This window comes from Streptomyces sp. HUAS TT11 (assembly GCF_051553595.1).
Taxonomy (GTDB): Bacteria; Actinomycetota; Actinomycetes; order Streptomycetales; family Streptomycetaceae; genus Streptomyces.
In genome coordinates, this window is record NZ_CP196184.1 from 85079 (window position 1) to 100761 (window position 15683).

16 protein-coding genes are annotated in these 15683 nt (G+C 68.2%); 8 read left to right on the forward strand and 8 right to left on the reverse strand.

Annotated features, from left to right (window positions below; genetic code table 11):
- The first annotated feature begins 250 nt into the window (after nt 1-250).
- Entirely contained in the window at nt 251-670 is a 420-nt protein-coding gene (locus ACSHXN_RS00475; protein ID WP_438302372.1) for a hypothetical protein, read from the forward strand.
- A gap of 153 nt (nt 671-823) precedes the next feature.
- Here the strand turns inward: ACSHXN_RS00475 and ACSHXN_RS00480 are convergent, their stop codons facing one another.
- Entirely contained in the window at nt 824-1027 is a 204-nt protein-coding gene (locus ACSHXN_RS00480) for a hypothetical protein (RefSeq protein WP_355141693.1), read from the reverse strand.
- 78 nt (nt 1028-1105) lie between these two features.
- Here ACSHXN_RS00480 and ACSHXN_RS00485 point away from each other — a divergent pair, with 78 nt between their 5' ends.
- The 6 genes from ACSHXN_RS00485 (at nt 1106) to ACSHXN_RS00510 (ending at nt 4592) form a co-directional block, all read left to right on the forward strand.
- Nucleotides 1106-1252, forward strand: a complete 147-nt coding sequence (locus ACSHXN_RS00485; protein WP_438302373.1) for a hypothetical protein — start codon at nt 1106-1108, stop codon at nt 1250-1252.
- A 378-nt stretch (nt 1253-1630) separates the two neighbouring features.
- A complete protein-coding gene (locus ACSHXN_RS00490; RefSeq protein WP_356114243.1) occupies nt 1631-2254 on the forward strand; it encodes a DUF6230 family protein in 624 nt (207 codons plus the stop codon).
- Between the two features lie 152 nt (nt 2255-2406).
- A complete protein-coding gene (locus ACSHXN_RS00495) occupies nt 2407-2658 on the forward strand; it encodes a LexA family protein (RefSeq protein WP_438302374.1) in 252 nt (83 codons plus the stop codon).
- 574 nt (nt 2659-3232) lie between these two features.
- Nucleotides 3233-3469 carry a plasmid mobilization protein gene (locus ACSHXN_RS00500; RefSeq protein WP_355142538.1) on the forward strand — a complete coding sequence of 79 codons (237 nt, stop codon included), beginning with the start codon at nt 3233-3235 and terminating at the stop codon, nt 3467-3469.
- Nucleotides 3466-3840, forward strand: a complete 375-nt coding sequence (locus ACSHXN_RS00505; protein ID WP_438302375.1) for a fic family toxin-antitoxin system, toxin component — start codon at nt 3466-3468, stop codon at nt 3838-3840. The genes ACSHXN_RS00500 and ACSHXN_RS00505 overlap by 4 nt, the downstream gene beginning before the upstream one ends.
- Before the next feature lie 383 nt (nt 3841-4223).
- Complete coding sequence (locus ACSHXN_RS00510) at nt 4224-4592, forward strand: helix-turn-helix domain-containing protein (RefSeq protein ID WP_059128439.1); 369 nt, start codon at nt 4224-4226, stop codon at nt 4590-4592.
- Nucleotides 4593-4816: 224 nt separating this feature from the next.
- Here the strand turns inward: ACSHXN_RS00510 and ACSHXN_RS00515 are convergent, their stop codons facing one another.
- The 7 genes from ACSHXN_RS00515 to ACSHXN_RS00545 form a co-directional block, all read right to left on the reverse strand.
- Complete coding sequence (locus ACSHXN_RS00515; RefSeq protein WP_356114610.1) at nt 4817-5053, reverse strand: hypothetical protein; 237 nt, start codon at nt 5051-5053, stop codon at nt 4817-4819.
- A gap of 291 nt (nt 5054-5344) precedes the next feature.
- Nucleotides 5345-6196 carry an IS3 family transposase gene (locus tag ACSHXN_RS00520; protein WP_438302376.1) on the reverse strand — a complete coding sequence of 284 codons (852 nt, stop codon included), beginning with the start codon at nt 6194-6196 and terminating at the stop codon, nt 5345-5347.
- Nucleotides 6197-6204: 8 nt separating this feature from the next.
- Nucleotides 6205-6462: a helix-turn-helix domain-containing protein gene (locus ACSHXN_RS00525; RefSeq protein WP_355142554.1), complete on the reverse strand. Its 258-nt coding sequence runs from the start codon at nt 6460-6462 to the stop codon at nt 6205-6207.
- A gap of 241 nt (nt 6463-6703) precedes the next feature.
- Nucleotides 6704-7399, reverse strand: a complete 696-nt coding sequence (locus ACSHXN_RS00530; protein WP_438302377.1) for a hypothetical protein — start codon at nt 7397-7399, stop codon at nt 6704-6706.
- A 427-nt stretch (nt 7400-7826) separates the two neighbouring features.
- Nucleotides 7827-9275: a hypothetical protein gene (locus ACSHXN_RS00535; protein ID WP_438302378.1), complete on the reverse strand. Its 1449-nt coding sequence runs from the start codon at nt 9273-9275 to the stop codon at nt 7827-7829.
- Between the two features lie 2338 nt (nt 9276-11613).
- Entirely contained in the window at nt 11614-11826 is a 213-nt protein-coding gene (locus ACSHXN_RS00540) for a hypothetical protein (RefSeq protein WP_356297727.1), read from the reverse strand.
- A gap of 844 nt (nt 11827-12670) precedes the next feature.
- Nucleotides 12671-14035, reverse strand: a complete 1365-nt coding sequence (locus tag ACSHXN_RS00545; protein WP_438302379.1) for a tetratricopeptide repeat protein — start codon at nt 14033-14035, stop codon at nt 12671-12673.
- A 626-nt stretch (nt 14036-14661) separates the two neighbouring features.
- Here ACSHXN_RS00545 and ACSHXN_RS00550 point away from each other — a divergent pair.
- Complete coding sequence (locus ACSHXN_RS00550) at nt 14662-15672, forward strand: LacI family DNA-binding transcriptional regulator (RefSeq protein WP_438302380.1); 1011 nt, start codon at nt 14662-14664, stop codon at nt 15670-15672.
- Nucleotides 15673-15683: the final 11 nt, after the last annotated feature.

The window sequence follows — 15683 nt, forward strand, 5'->3', positions numbered from 1 at the left end:
CCGTGATTCCCCGCTACTCCCCGGCCGGTCTGAGGCGGGTGTGGCACAGACGCGAGGTTGGTGTCAGCTACCCGCACAAGCACTCCGCCATGCAGGCTCGAGCTCGGGGCACGGCAAAGAGCCGTGACCGGATTGGAGGGCTCATGAGTCATCAGGTCAGCGCCGTGTGGCAGCCGGGCTCGCAGACGACGTCCTGTCCCGCGGGGCACTGGAGGCCGTAGTGCGACTGCCTGAATGGCAACTGAGAGGGATGAGTTTCCTTGGCGATGTCTCACTCGACATCGGGGGTATTGGGTTCCGCTTCACAGACATTCCAGTCCTGGACTTCATCATGTCCTGGAGATTCGGTCTTGAGGAACTGACCTTGCGTGGTGCGGTACGTATCGAGCTGCTGGAAGGACGAGGGCAGGTCTCGCTTTCCCTTGCCGACCCGACGGTGGCCATCGCATGGGGCGGCCGCTCAGCCTCCTGCTCCTTCGTGGAACTGCTCAGGGCCATCCTGTCATTCGCGCAGTTCGTACTGGATGACCTCACGCGGGCCAATCCCCATCTGCTGGTCAACGACTTCGTGGAGGGGCTCTACCGCGGCGTTGGGATGAGGGATTACGGAAGGGAACAGTTCCTGCGCCACAGCGCAGCCATGAAGAAGCGGTATCGTCGCGCTGAGTAATCGCTTCCCCTCGCTCGGGTGGTCGCCATCGTATGGGCATGGGCTCTCGGGGTACCGCGAAGCCAATGATGCGACCCGCGACTTAGCCGTCGACGGTTGTCAGCGTTGGTCGTCATTGAGCACTCTCGACGACCCCGAGACGACCCGGATGGGTCATGAGCGGTCGATGACAGCAACTCCAGCCGCGAGCATCTGCGCGATCACAAGGTCCGCCAGCTCGTCATCACAGATGATCTCTACCATCGGCGGATCGCCTTTCAAGATCGGTTGATAGGTGTCGCCGATCCGATGGAGCTCCCACTGATCTCGTTCCGTAGTCCACATCGACGCGTAGGCCGACAGATCTTGTTCGCTCATGGCCACCCCCTGGGCAGCACCGTACCCCGGGTCGGCGTAGCGACTTTGGCCGGGTGCTTCAATGACCGAGTCAAGGACATGAGGCGCCCTCCGACCGCGACGCCGGTGGTCGCGGGGGCAGCGCCCGGCGCCGGGACGGCGTCGTCGGCCCGCGCCACGCTCACCGCCTGGTCCACACGGTCGATCCGCACCGTCCTCGCGTCGAGCGCAAGCACCACCACCTGAGTGACCCGCAACTGGGGCACCCGTCGGTGACCCGGATCCGCCTCTCAGCCATCAGCCCGGCTGCGGTCCCGGCCGTGACGTTTCATGTCAGCGATCCGAACACCGACCCGGCCACGACCGCCCCCATGATCTTCATCCGGGCAGCCTAACCACGACGCGCCCCCGCCGTCCCTGCGTCCGCTGAACGATGTCGAACAGCCGCTCGCCGCGACTGGTCCTCACGAAGGCCCTTCGACGGCAGACCACCCGACCGGCCGACCTGACGTGCCGTCGACTACCGGGCCCGGAAGTCTAGACTCCGTCAGCAGCCAACCCGCACTTCGCCCGCCCTTCCTTCCGGCACGGGTAGGGGATCCCATGCGCGACGGAGGAGGCGCCATGCTGCACCGCTCCGGCAGGACATCCTGGAGACGCTTCGCCGTCGTCCTCGTCCCCTCCCTCACCGCCGCGGCAGCCCTGGGCATCGGCATGGCCCAAGGAGCACTGGCCGCCTCGTTCCTCATCTCCGGCCAACGCTTCCAACTCGCCGCCGACACCCTCAGCGGCCGCGGCGTAAGCATCTACCCCATGGTCGACGTGACCCGCAAAGGCACCCTCGTACCCGTCGTAGTCCTCGGATTCCGGCACGCCCAGATCAACAGGCTGTGCCTGTCCGTGGTCATCCCCATCCCCGTCCTGGGCCCCTACACCCTGGTAGTGACCGGCGGCACCGGACGACCAGTAGAAGCAGCAAACCTGTTCATCGACGCCACCTCCGTCGCCGCCGCCCAGGCCAACACCAACAACATCGACATCGGCGTCGCCGCAGGCGCAGTCACCAAAGGACCCATCAACCCCCAAGACAGAAAATCACGCTGGTTCAACCCCGACGTCTTCGCCCAGCAAGCCACATCGGTCGTACTCGAAAACGTACGCGTGATCTCCGTCGCAACCTCCGCCGGCACCCTCAACGTCCCCAACTTCCGCATGCGCGTCGAACAAGGCAACAACCCCTGCTTCTAACCCCCCACCGACACCCCTCCCCCACACCCCCCTCCATATTGCGGCCCCCCCCCGGATGGCCAGCGGCGAGCGAGCACACCGCATGCGGGCGCACCCCACCACACACCCCACCCGCCCCCCTCTTCTTGTTCCGTCCTCACGGTCTGCGGCGCTTGCCTCGAAAATCGAACACGCACTCTAATGGCAGTGGGGCCAATTACCGGGTCGAGTACCTCACCGAGAAGCAGGAGCGCATCCTCGCCTTCATCCGCCGCACCATCGCCGAGCAGGGCGGAGCGCCCACGGTCATCGAGATCGGTGCCGAGGTCGGCCTGCGAAGCCGCTCGTCCGTCATCTACCAGCTGCGGGAGTTCGAGGTGAAGAATGCGATCCGCCGCCGGGCCCGCGGGATCCGGCTCGCATGACCGAGGCCGCCACTCGCTATCACGTCACCCTGTCCTTGGACGTCCGCCCAGTCATGGACGGCTGGTGGGGGCGCGACGACACGGCCGGCTCCCAGTTCAGGAGAATCGTAGGCAAATATAAACGTGGCGGGGCGCGCATCGTCCTCACTGGCACCGAAACCGGCGACAGACTGGACGCCTGGCCGGAGGAGTCGTAACCACACGTATCCACATCCCTGTACACCTGTCCCGTCTCATCGCGGGCCCAGCCCGTCAGCATGCCGTCCTCGGCCTTGCCCAGCCACACCTTCTCGCCGTTCGGCCCGCTGAATGCCACGTAAGCCTGCGCCAGGGCTCGCTCTCGTTGCGCTCGTCGTAAGCGTCATCTGCCCACGGGCGCGCGTCGTCTTAGCTCCGGCGGATCGTCAGCAGCGCCTTCCGTCAAATCTGTAGCCCACGGAGCGGAGTATGAACGCGTGCCCGCCATGGTGTCCCCGATGGCCACCGCCAAGCCCCTCCACGGCGCCGGCGGTCGCCACCCGTGATTGACGCCAAGCCGGTTGTAGCGCTTTGTACAGGCCGCTACGCTGCTTGCATGAAGCAGATCAATGTGCGAGTGGACGATGAGATCCACGCGGGGATCGAGGCCCGGGCCGCGGCCGCGGGTATGACCGTGCAGGCTTACGCCAAGCAGGTGCTCGCCGACGAGGCCAACGACGTCAGGCACCGCTTCCTCACCGCCGGGGCGCACTTCGTCGATGAATTCGCCGATGCCTTCGCCGAGGAGTTCGGAAGCCCGAGCTCCGGCCGCGGGCCGGCGACTGCCGCATGATCGTTCGCATTGACCGGGCCTGGCTGCTGGACCTCGCTCACCGCCACCTTCCCGGGGATCCAGACGTCACCGACTTCGGAACGCTGGCTGCCGCGGCCGCGCGGCATGCCGACGAGGTCATGGAAACCCCCGTGTACACCGAGGCACACCACCGCGCGGCTGCGCTCATGCATCAGCTCATCCGGTGCCCCGCGCTGGAGCACTCGAACGCTCTGTTCGGGGCGGTCGTCGCAGCTTCGTACCTGACGGTGAGCGGCGTCATCGTGGACGTGCAGCCCAAGCAAGCCGCCGCACTCGCGGCCCGTATCAGTCGCGATGCGCTGGACGTGCGGATGATCGCCGACGAGATCAGGGAATGGATCGCGAGCTGACCTCTACTACGGACGTCATATCGTCGCGCCACCAGGTCATCGGGCAACTGGCGTGGCGGCAATCACAGCGCTCCCTTCTCTACGCAGCGACGCAAGCGGCTCGGACCTGTTCCCTTTGATGCGTATCCGGACCTCACCCTCCGCTACCTCCCGTTGATCGGAAGCCACACGGGCAACGCCAAGCGGGAGCCAATGCGGGCGCCGGGGAGCGCACGCGAGCGTGCAGGACGGCGGCGGCCGAGCGGCGGCCCACGCCGACGGGGCGCCGGATCCACCCCGCCTGGCCGGTGCGCCCCAGGGGTGTGGGCTCGTGCAGAACTGCCCGGCGGCGGGGCCGTTAGACTCATTGACAAGCGGCCGGTCGAGGGCGGGAAGAACCAGCGGTGCCCAACACACTGCAGGAACTGATCAAAAGCAAGCTGGACCAAAAAGGGTGGTCCTACAGCGATGTAGCACGCCGTGGCGGGATCTCCCGCTCCACGGTCCACCACCTGGCGACGTCCGCGCGGCTGGCGCAGATGCCCCAGCAGGCCACCCTGGAGGGCCTGGCCCGAGGCCTGGGCGTGCCGGTCGCGCCGATCCAGCGGGCCGCGGCCGAAGCCGCCGGCGTCCACGTCTACTTCGAGAACGCACCCGAGATCGCCGACCCCGAAGTGGAAATCCTCATCGCCAGCGTCCACAAACTCAGCCCCACCGACCGCCGGCACGTCGCCGTACTCGTCGAATCCCTGCTCCGCGCCGACGAATCCTGACCCCACCCCCTCCCCTTCCTTCCCCTTTCTTCTCTTTTTCCGCCCCCTGTTCCGCTCCTGCTCCCCCGGCGCCTGCGGGCGCCCTGTCGAACCGTCCGACACCCTGCTGACCTTGTGCGCCTGCGAAAGCCGGGACGAGCAGACCCCAGGGCGCGCCGAGGGCGGAACCCCAGGCAGGGCGCCTGTTCCCAAATGAGGCGGGCAGGGCTCAGGGCGGGATCGGGTCAGGGGCGTCGGGTTCCGGCCGTGGTGATCCAGTCGATGACGGCCTGGACGGTGGGGTAGTCCAGCTGTGCCAGCCGGACGACGGCTTGCACGGCGGGCGGGTCCATCGGCACGCACGCCGCGTCCAGCGCGCAGTACAGCAGGACCTGGTGTGCCTGGGTCGCCGACAGGGGCCCGCCGTGGTTCATCTCGGTCCGGAACACCTGGGCGATGGGCAGGGGTGGAGTTGTGTCCATGTTCCTTGGTCATGAGCGGGATCGAATGGGACAGGTCGAAGAACAAGCGGGCAAAGGCGCCGAGCAATCGGGGCGGTCGAAGGCGGGCGGGGGCGGGCAGATCATCGTCGGTGCAGGCGGGATCGGGGCGGGCGGGTCATGGTCGGTGCGGGCGGGTCGTGGTCGAGGCGGGTCGGGCGCCGGGGGCGGAAGCGGGCGTGCGGGGCGTGGAGGGGGCGGGTGTCTCGTGCGGGCGCCGAACGCGGGGGCTGGGCGCCGAAGTTGGGTGTGGGTTCTGGTTGGGGGTGGTGGTCAGGGTTGGCGGGCGAGGTGTTCGAGGGTGTCGAGCAGTGCCTGGCCGTGGTGGTCTGCTCCCGGCCGGGCATGGTCGGCGAGTTCGAGTTCGTGGCGCAGTGTGTGCCAGAACGCCTCGGTCAGGGAGTGCTCGTACCAGTCACCGACCGTCCCGGAGCCCGGCGCGCGCCGCAGGGCGTGGGCGCGGGCGGTGAAGGAGCAGCCGGCGAGTCCACCGCCGGTGCCCGGGGTGGGGGGTGTGGCGGCTTCCTGGGTGATCGCCTGGTCCAGTGCCTGGTCGATGAGGTGACCGGTGGGGCGCCGGCCGGTGGAGAAGGCGATGAGGCGGTGGGTGGTGGTGTCCAGCACGATCGCGGCCCACCAGACGGCGAGGGGCTGACCGGCGGCGGGGAGGTGATCGGGGGCGCGGCGGTGGTCGGGGGCGTAGCCGTGATCGGGGGTGTGGGGGTGGTGGGGGGTGTAGCCGTGATCGGGGGTGTGGGGGTGGTGGGGGGTGTGGACGTCGATGATCCAGCGCCGGCCCCCCACCCCGCCGACCGGCCCGATGCCCGGTCCGGGGCTGTGGTAGCCGAGGCGTCCGGAACGGCCGCGCAGGCCCGCCTGGCCCATCAGGCGTTCCACGGTCTGGTGGCTGACGTTGATGCCGTAGCGGTGACCGAGTTCCTGCCGGATACGGCGGTATCCGAAGACGGCCCCCGAGGAACGGTGGATGTCGCGGATGATCCGGCTCAGCCAGGCTTGCCGCAGCGAGCGGGCCGAGGGAGTGCGTTCCCGCCAGGCGTAGTAGCCGGACTCGGAGACCCCCAGCAGACGGATCGTCATCCGGGCGGTGAAACCCTCCTGGGCCATCTCCGCGATCATCTCGTAGCGTCTTTTGGGGGCACCACTTCTTTCATCAGGTCGATCAGATGCCGGCAGGCCGCGACCTCACCCTCCAGCATCTCGATACGGGCGCGGGCCTGCATCAGCTCGGACTGCGAGATACAGGTGCGGTGCCAGCGGTAGACGGTCTGCTGCGGCAGCCCGAGCTGCACCGCCACATCCCTGACCGAGCGCCCCTGAAAAAGGAGCTGCAGAGCCTGATTGCGCACATTGGGCGGATGAGAACTGCTCACCGGACCTCACACAGGAAAAGAAACAAACCACGCCCCGCGTACACCCGCCCTGCCCCACCGGGCCGTGCGGCGAAACACCACAGCGCCAACAGAACGAGCAACAGGCCGAAAGCGAGAACGGACAGGGGCGGGGTGGGGGCAGGATGCCGGAACGGAAGACAGAGGAGGGGGTGTTCCCCTCCTCCGGGGGGGCTCAGGGCTGCGGTGGGAGTCCGCAGCCCTGAGCGCTTGAAGAGGGCCGTCAGCGCACGTGGCGGTGCATCGTGACGTGCGGGGCGAAATCGGCCAGCGGATCCGCACCGGTCGCCCTGGGCGCCCGGGCCATCTCACCGTCCAGAACGGCCTTGACCCGACGCGCGAGCGCGTCCGCCTGCCGGGTCACCTCACCCACCGGCACACGCGAATCCTTCAGCGCCTCCACCTGGTCCTCGATGGCGGCCAGTTCACGACGCGCGGCACTACCCAAAGTGAACGCCCTCGGTGTGGCCACCACGAACTGGTAGGCCGCGGAGAACGTCTGACACCCCGAGCAGTGCTCATTGACGGCCTGACTGAGATTGGTCGCATTGATCAGCCGCGCATTGCTGCCCGCGGTCGTCACGATCTGAAACGACAGAGCGATCGACCGGCACGGCGCATGGACCGAACAGCCCACCGACTGCGCAACAGCCCGGTTGTAGGCGGTCACCGCGACCGACGGCCCGTACTCGTGAATCCGAAACGACTCATCGAACTGATTCACCCGCGTCCGATCCGCACGCGACTGCGCCAGATCCACAGCGATCGCCGCACCACCCGAAGACCGGCCCGCCACCGGACCCGCCGCCGCCGTACCCGTGGCCGCCACGAGAGACAACGTCGCACTCGCCGCAACCCCCAAACCCAGACCGACAGCCGACCGCGAACGACGCCGCGGAGAAGGCTTGCGATGATTCATGACAATTTTCCTCCTGCCATAAAGGCGGTAGAGCAGACGCCGGAACAAGGCCAAAAGGCCCCACACGACGCCCACACCTGAACTGACCCGCATGAGAGTGAAGACAAGAGTCAGACAAACCACCCCCACCGACCGGCCAGCGGGGTGAATGGATGGGCGAACACAAGAAGAGGCGGGGTAGTGGGCGGACGGGTGTGCGGGGTGGCGGAAGGGGCGAGTGCGAGGGGCGATGGGGTGACGGGACGAAAGGGGCGACCGGGGTGGCGGGCGAGGGAGAGGGGTGGCAGTGGGCGGATGCGGGAGATGGACGGTGGCGCGGTCGACGGGTGGCGGGGTGCCGGTTGCGGTGGGCGGGTTGGAGGGGGTGTTGGTCGTGGTGGGCGGTGGGGCCGGGTGTTGGCTGGGGTGCGCCGCGCGTGGGCGGGTGTCAGGTGCCGCCGGAACCCGGCGGCCCGGGCAGCGACGGTGACGTGCCCGAGGGTGAGGGTGAACGTGTGGGCGAGGTGGAGACGGACGGTGAGGGTGAGGGTGAGGGTGAGCCGGTGGGGGGTGTGCCGGTCGTCGTGGGTGTCGGGCTGCCCCCCGACGGATCCGGCGGCGTGGGCCGGGTACGCGTAGGAGACGCATCCGGCGTCCGGGTGACGGTGGCCGGACTCGAGGAGGCCGGGACAGCACTGGAGGCGGCAGGCGGGGTCACGGGGGCCGGCCGGCGGGACGGTGGGAGGGCGGGTTGGCGGGAGGGGTGTGAGGGGGTGGGTGAGGGGCTGGTCGTGGAGGCGGTCGGGGCGGGGTGTGGGGCGGGCACACCGGGCTGCAGCACCGGGGTGACGGGCGCGGCCGCCGGCAGCGGCTTCGGCGTCAGCCCCCGCACCCACGCCGCCCCCAGCACCGCACCCACGGCCACCACCGCGCCCGCCACGGCCAGCCGCATCACCGGCCGGCCCTCGGTGGCCCGCACGCCCGCACGCCACACCCGCACCACGATCCGGCCCGCCAGATAACAGCCGCCCGCCATCGGACACAACAGCATCAACGTGCCCAGAACACCTACCAGCCCCGCCCACACCTGCAGAGAGGCGAACGCCTCGAGGGTGCCCGACACCTGCGCGGCCAGCGCCCGCCCCGCGGTCACCAGCAGCCGGGGAAGGTTCCACAGCACATAGCCGACCTCGGCCAGCAGCAGCGGCACCATGACCGCCACCCACACCGTCACCACGATCCGCGCCGACCGCTTCAACCCCAGCACCGCGGCCGCCTCCCGCCGCCGCCCCGGCAACAGGCCCATCAAAATCGGCTTGACCTTGCCGAACAGATCCGGCACACCCGCCAGATCACCCAGAATGTAATAACCGTCCAACCGCACCAGCGGCATCAACTGCTCCAGCACCTCGAAATGCGCCAGATACACCGCCGCCAAAAACAACGGCTGACCCGTCACCAGATACAGGCCCGTCAGCACCAGCATGAAAACGACATTGAAATACACACCCCCCAGCCCCGTCCGCAGCCGGCCCGCCCTCCCCACCCGGTACACATCGGTGACATCCGTATACATCGACGGCCAGATCAAGAAAATCCCGCAACCGATCTTCCCCGGCACCGCCCCACTGTAATGACACCCCGACGCATGCCCGAACTCATGAAACACCAACGACACCACAGTCAGCACAAACAGCAACAGCATCCACAACGGCTGCTCCAACACCTCCAACAACGCCGTGATCCCCCCATGCACCCCGAACAACCAGCCATCCATCACCACCGCCGACGCCAGCACCAACACCACGACCAGCGGCGCATGCAACCACCCCAACACCCCCGCAATACGCGCCACCTGCCGCTCACCGAAAACCACCCGGTGACCCTTCAACGCCAACAACAGATCCGACCGCGGAACCGAACCCCCACCCTCCCCCCCCATCCGGTGGGACCGTCACCCCCAACGGAGTCAACTTCCGCTCCACCAAAAACACCACATCCTCAGCCGACACCTCCTGCCCATACCGGCCACTCACCCGATGAGAAATCGCCTCCGCATCCCGCACACCATCAACAGACCCCACCACCAAATACAAAAGCCGCGACACCTGAATAACCTGACCATCTCCCCTCCGCAACAAAAACTTCCGCACCACAGAACCCGACCCCTGATACTCCCCCAACAACTCCAAACCCCCACACAACCGCGGAACCACCCCCACACCCGACACCACAGCCGAACCCGACGGAACCGTCGAAGACACCCCAGAAGACGAAGGCCCGACAGAATGCCCGTGAACCGCCCTGTCCAACGGCACATGTGAGGGCACGCCAAAATGCGAGAAACCGGCTGAGCCCCCCACCGCGGCCGCACCCAGCGGCACAGTTGAGGACACGCCAGAATCCGAGGAACCGGCAGAACGCAAAGGCCTGCCGCCGCCCCCAACAACCGCCGAACCCGCCGGCCCCAACCCCTCCCCCACAGCCGCCGCGCCCATTGCATGCGTCGGACCCGTCGAAGACCCCGAATACCCCACGTACGCGGCAGGCCCCGGATACACCTGATGACCCGGAACCTCCGCGTCCGCAACGGGCGTTGGGTGTGCCGGGTGGGAAGCGGACACCGACTCCGCCACGTGCGCCAAGTGCGCCGGAACCGCAGCGCCTGCCCAGTGTCCCGGATCCACCGACGGCACCCAGGGCCCCTCGTACATGACGGATGCCCGGCCCGCAGGAGACGTTGGATGTCCCGGATCCACCGAAGGCACCGAAGACGCCGGGTATACCCGGTGCGTGGTAGGCGCCTGGTTCGCTACGGACATTGAGCGTGCAGGCTCCGCCACAGGGGCCCCGGGCACCGGGCGTGTACCGGACACCGAACCCATCGGATCCCCCGACTGAGCCGGAACCCCCATGCCTGCCGGATGTGCCGAGCGTGTTGCAGACGCCGGGTCGGCCGACGGCGCCGGGCGTGTACCGGGCACCGGACCCATCGGATACGCCACCTGGTCCGCAACCTCGCCGCCCGCCGGGCCTGCCGGGTGCGGAGCGGCCTCCGGGTACGCGGGATGTGTTCCATTCGCCCGCCGTCCTGCCTGGCCTGGCGCCACACGCGCCGCGTCCGCTGCACGCGCCGCGAGCGCGGCGGCACCCGAGCCGCCACCAACGGCGTTCTGGTGCACCGTCAACCGGTCCCAGATGCGGGCAGGCTGACGGTGCTGCCCACCACGGCCACGGTTTCCATCGGACGCCGACATTCACTACTCCAAAACACAAAAAGAGGAAGGCAATACATCCCCGCCACCACGACCGCCCTGGCCGACACAGCTGCACTGCTGCCACTGCTGCCACGGCTGCCACGGCTGCCACGGCTGCCACGGCCAACGGGGCTAGCGGAGCTGCACGGCTGCTGCAGCCGACTGGCTGCCAAAGCGGGAAAGGGGCCACATCTGAGGGGCGCTGGCCCGGGCCATGCACCACATGTCGCGCGGCAACCGCACCACACAACAGGCAGAGCGGACACGGCTCGGGTGGGGCAGGCAGTACGGGCAGGGTAGGCAAGGAAGTCGGAGCAGACACAGGCTGGTTGGGGGTGACATCTGACTCAATGCCATCCCGCCGCCGGACGAAACTTCCCTGCCACAACCGGCCCCCGACCCGAGCAGCGGGAGCTACCGGGGCCCGGCACGGCGGGCGTACCGGCTGCACGGCATCACCGCAACCGGCACGCCCCACCCCGCACGGCCTGCATCACACACACCCACAAGCCAGACACGCAGCCGACGATCCCAACATCACACGACTGGCCAACCACAAGGAGTGCGGCCCGCAAACACCACGGGCACGACACAAACCGCAAACCCACAACCCAGAGCCCGGAATCCAGAGCCCGGAACCGGCACCGGGCGAACCACCAGCCGCAAGCCGGAGACACCCGCACCAGGCCGGATACAAACCCACACCCCACACCAGCCGGAACACAGAAACAGGCACCGCACCAGGCAGGACACAAGACCCGGAAACCGCGATCGACGGAGTCCCAGGACCGCATTCCACACAGGAAGACGTCCAGGACCAAAACCTCCAACGAGCGGAGGTCAGGGCTGGTCCCCCAACGGGCCGGAGTCAGGGCCCTATTCCGCCGGCGGGGCCGGCTTCCCCACGTGCCAGGTTCCGCGGGTGGGGCGGGTGCAGGGCCGCGTTCCGCTGCATGAGCGGCCCTGCACCACCGGGTCCTACTGCTGCACGCTGATGGCCTGCGAGGCCTCGGACTGCGCGACCGCGTACGGCGAGCACGAGTTGACCGCCGCGGACTCGTTGTGCGCGTCCACGTGAGCGACCTTCTTCGTGATGTTGGTCATCTTGGTGAAGTTGAACGAGAACTTCCCCAACGCCTCCCGCCCGGGCAGCAGCTCCGCGGTCTCGGCCTCAAGCTGGTCCATGTTCATGGGTAAAACACCTTTCATCCTGTCAAGGAACGGTCGAACAGAACGGACACCGAGCCCAGACAACCCGGGGAAGTCGAACCCCCGGGCCGCCCGCCCTGGCCCCGTCCTGCACCTGCGGCACGAACAGCCGGCCGGCGGTGAACCACACACCCGCCACACCACCCGCACCGCACCAGCATCCGAACGAACGAGGACCCACCACCCCGCAGCCGGGTCATGCGGGAACCCGGCTGCGGAGCAGCGGAAACGGCGGACCCACCGGCACCAGCGCCGACAGGTCATGACCAAACCCCGCCGTCCAAACACTCCGAACAATTTGTCCGGAGGCCCTGGACGGTAGCCGAACCCCACACAGAAACGCAAACCCCCCAAACCCGACAAGCGTTCAAAAACGCACAACCGTTCACCCCACCCACCAACCCACCACCCAACCCACCCCCCACCAGAGCCCACCCACCCCAACCCGACGAGGCATCAAATACCGCAACCAGCACGGAGATTGACGCCCCTGCCACCCTCGCCCCCCGCCACGTCGACCTTCTACGGGCGCCCCTACGCGGCACCCCCCTCACCACCAACACGGACACCCACACACACTCACCCGGCCCCGCCCCCGACACAAAGCCCGAACCCCCAGCACCAGGTCAGACCGGGACGTCGGCGTCCCGCATGGAGGACGCGAACGCCTCGAGGCCTTGCTCACTGCCGCAGGGTCCATCCACATGACCTGACAGCCATAGCCGTCGAGGTCGTAGAAGCGGCGTGAGTACATGAAGCCGTAGTCCTCGGCGCCATCCGCCTGACCCTGGGCCCCCACCAGCCCACGGATCCGGGGTGCGCAGTATCAGAACGGTGGTTCGGTGGAGTTGGCGCAGTCCCAGGCGAGTGTGATCGGTTTGGTCCTCGGTTCCTGGAGGACGCGTATGGCGTCCTCGATGCGTCCGAGGTCGATGAGGCGCTCGGCACGAAGAGAGGTGTTGAAGGTCGGGTGCTGTTCGAGGACGGCGGCGGCTTCCTCGGCGCGGCCGGCCTCGGCGAGCAAATCCGAGAGGGCCCAGGCCGTGTACCAGGTGTCGCCCTCGGGGTGCGCGCGCACCTGCTCGATCGCTTCATCGAGCAGGCCGCAGCCGGCCATGAGCGGAAGCCGCATCCGGAAGAATTCCCATTCCTCCTCGCCGTCATGGCGAGCCTTGAGTGCGTCAAGGTAGGCCAGGCCTTCCTGGGGCTGCCCACGGTCGGCGTAAAGGGTGCACAGTGTGTGGATGATCCAGTCCTCCGCGCCGCCGGGCTGTTCGGCGAGAGCCCGCATCACCTCGATGGCCTCGTCGCCCCGTCCGTGCCGGACCAGCAGCTCTGACAGCGGGACGGCCACATGCCGCATGCCGTCTGGTGTAGCACCGAATGCCTTGTAGGCGGCGATCGCGCCTTCCACGTCGCCGCGTTCGTCCAGCACTTCGGCGAGGCGCTGCACGGCGTGCCCGTGGTACTGGGAAGCTGCGTACGCGCGCAGTTCCGCGACCCGATCGTGCCTAGCCAGCAGGTCCGCCAGCTGGTCGCGGCCGTTGACGGAGGTGGTGGCGCGCATGTGCAGCAGGGCGATCGCCTCCTCGATCCGGCCCTGGCGTTCCCGGATGGTGGCGAGCAGGGCGACTGCGTTGGACGGTTTCACCCGGAGGTTGTCGCAGTCGGGGTCGTCGCAAGCGGGGACCGCCGCGTCTACCCGGGCCGCCAACAGGGCCGCCGCTTCCTCATCCAGGCCTGCCGCTTCGGCGACGTCAACCAGGCATCCGGCGAGGTACCAGTCCTGGATCTCGGTGCGCAGCAGCATGAACGCCTCGCCGTTGCGGCCTTGGCGGGCCAGCAGGCGGGCGAAGAAATCCAGCGCCAACCGGTCCCCGGCCTCGGCGTACGGGCGGGACAGCGTGATCGCCTCCTCCACTCTGCCGTAGCCCTCCAGCATCTCTGCCTGGGCCCGGGCCGCCGGCCACCAGCCCGTGGCAATGTACGGAGCGAGCACGTCCAACGCAGGCTCGCGCTGGCCTCGATCCCCGAGCAGCCGTGCCCACTTCAGCGCGCAGAACCACTCCCCGCGGCTGGCCTGGAACTCCACTTCCCGCTCATGACCGAGTTCGAGAAGCCGCGCCACTACCCGCGGATGAATGCAGCCCGTCAACGTCCGGGCCCGGTAATCAAGATCAGCTGCGTCCACGAAAGCGCACCCTAGCCCTCACCACCGACACAACCCCGCATCCGTCACTGGTCAAAGTTCGATGCGACCGTGGGGGGGCCAGGGCGTTGACGGCCCTGGTCCAGGCGACGGCGACCGTGCCGGTCCCGCCCGCAGTTACTGCGACCTCCAGCGGCCCGACGAGCACAGAATCGACCGACTTGGCCACCGACCACGTCACCAACTCCCCGTCATGCAGGGTCGACGTGGCATCTGCGGTGGTGATCGTGGCGGGTCCGCCGAACGCCCTGAATGTCACCGACTCCAGCAGGGCCCACGTGGAAACATGAGCCGGCACAGGTTCACCCGGTGCGAGCGCCAGCATGCGGCTGTGGGCCAGGGTGACGCGGATCTCCGGGGCGTCGACAGGGAAGTGCACGACCCGGGCAGCCACGGTTCATCCCTCACCAGCGGCGCGGCCCCGCTACCCGTCCGCTCACGCGAACGGCCACTCCAAGACCGCTGTGCCAGGACAACCAGGTGCCGGTGTCCACGCCGACTTGAGAAATGCGCAGCAAGGGTGTTGACACGGACACACTTCAGACCTGACGCTGACCCGAACCGGATGCAAATCGTTTTGCTTCTGTCGAGTTCGAATGGATGACGCGATGACGCGTATGAACGGCCGCCCCAGCATCGAGAGTGTGGCTGCCGCCGTTGGGGTCAGCCCCACCACGGTGTCGCACGCTCTCAGCGGCAAGCGTGCCGTCTCCGCCGCCACGCGGAAACGCATCATGGAGGCCGTCGAGCAGCAGAACTACCGACCCAACATGGTCGCGAAGGGACTGCGCAGCCAGCGGACCCAGTCGGTGGCACTGCTCCTGGTCGACATCGCGAACCCGTACTACCCCGCCGTGGCCCGCGCGATCCACGACGTCCTGGCGAGGGAGGGGTATGTCTCCTTCATCGGCAACACCGACGGCGACGCGGCCACGGAACGCAGGCTCCTGGAGGAGATGGCGGCCCGTGGAGTCGACGGTGTGGTCATGCAGCCCATGGCACTCTCCGCCGCCCAGGTGCGCGAGGTCGTCGGCCCGGCCATGCCGCTCGTCATCACCACCGACGAGTACGACGACATCCCGGCGGACTCCGTGCTGACCGACGACACCCGCGGCCTCTGCGAGGCCGTCGACCACCTGGTGGGCCGGCAGATACGCGAACTCGGCTTCATCGACGGGCCGCCGGCCGTCTCCACCGACTCCTTCCGACTGGAGGCGTTCCGGGGCGCCGTCGCCGCCGGGGGCGTCGAGGTGCCTGATCGGTGGATCGAGCACGCGCCCTTCGACCGCGAGGGCGGAGAGGCCGCGGCAGCCCGCCTGCTGGCCGGTCCCGACCGGCCGCGCGCCTTGCTCTGCGCCAACGACCTCATCGCGATCGGCGCCATGCAGGCAGCCCACGCGGCCGGCCTCCGGGTGCCCGAGGACATCGCGATCGTCGGATTCGACGACATCGAGACCGCCGCGCTCGTCTCGCCGCAACTGACCACGGTCGTCAACCCCGCGGCGGCGGTCGGCGACGCCTGCGCACGCACCATCCTGTGGCGCATGGAGAACGGCCCGGGCGCTCCCTACAAACAGACCGTCCTGCCGACCCGACTGGTCGTCAGGCAGTCAGCCTGACCTCTTCTCCC

Bases quoted from the DNA above. Each gene is read 5' to 3' on its own strand.
- ACSHXN_RS00520 (WP_438302376.1), bottom strand. From the start codon at position 6,196: ATGGCCCAGGAGGGTTTCACCGCCCGGATGACGATCCGTCTGCTGGGG.
- ACSHXN_RS00500 (WP_355142538.1), top strand. From the start codon at position 3,233: ATGAAGCAGATCAATGTGCGAGTGGACGATGAGATCCACGCGGGGATC.
- ACSHXN_RS00530 (WP_438302377.1), bottom strand. From the start codon at position 7,399: ATGAATCATCGCAAGCCTTCTCCGCGGCGTCGTTCGCGGTCGGCTGTC.
- ACSHXN_RS00480 (WP_355141693.1), bottom strand. From the start codon at position 1,027: ATGAGCGAACAAGATCTGTCGGCCTACGCGTCGATGTGGACTACGGAA.
- ACSHXN_RS00490 (WP_356114243.1), top strand. From the start codon at position 1,631: ATGCTGCACCGCTCCGGCAGGACATCCTGGAGACGCTTCGCCGTCGTC.
- ACSHXN_RS00550 (WP_438302380.1), top strand. From the start codon at position 14,662: ATGACGCGTATGAACGGCCGCCCCAGCATCGAGAGTGTGGCTGCCGCC.
- ACSHXN_RS00505 (WP_438302375.1), top strand. From the start codon at position 3,466: ATGATCGTTCGCATTGACCGGGCCTGGCTGCTGGACCTCGCTCACCGC.
- ACSHXN_RS00475 (WP_438302372.1), top strand. From the start codon at position 251: ATGAGTTTCCTTGGCGATGTCTCACTCGACATCGGGGGTATTGGGTTC.
- ACSHXN_RS00485 (WP_438302373.1), top strand. From the start codon at position 1,106: ATGAGGCGCCCTCCGACCGCGACGCCGGTGGTCGCGGGGGCAGCGCCC.
- ACSHXN_RS00540 (WP_356297727.1), bottom strand. From the start codon at position 11,826: ATGAACATGGACCAGCTTGAGGCCGAGACCGCGGAGCTGCTGCCCGGG.
- ACSHXN_RS00515 (WP_356114610.1), bottom strand. From the start codon at position 5,053: ATGGACACAACTCCACCCCTGCCCATCGCCCAGGTGTTCCGGACCGAG.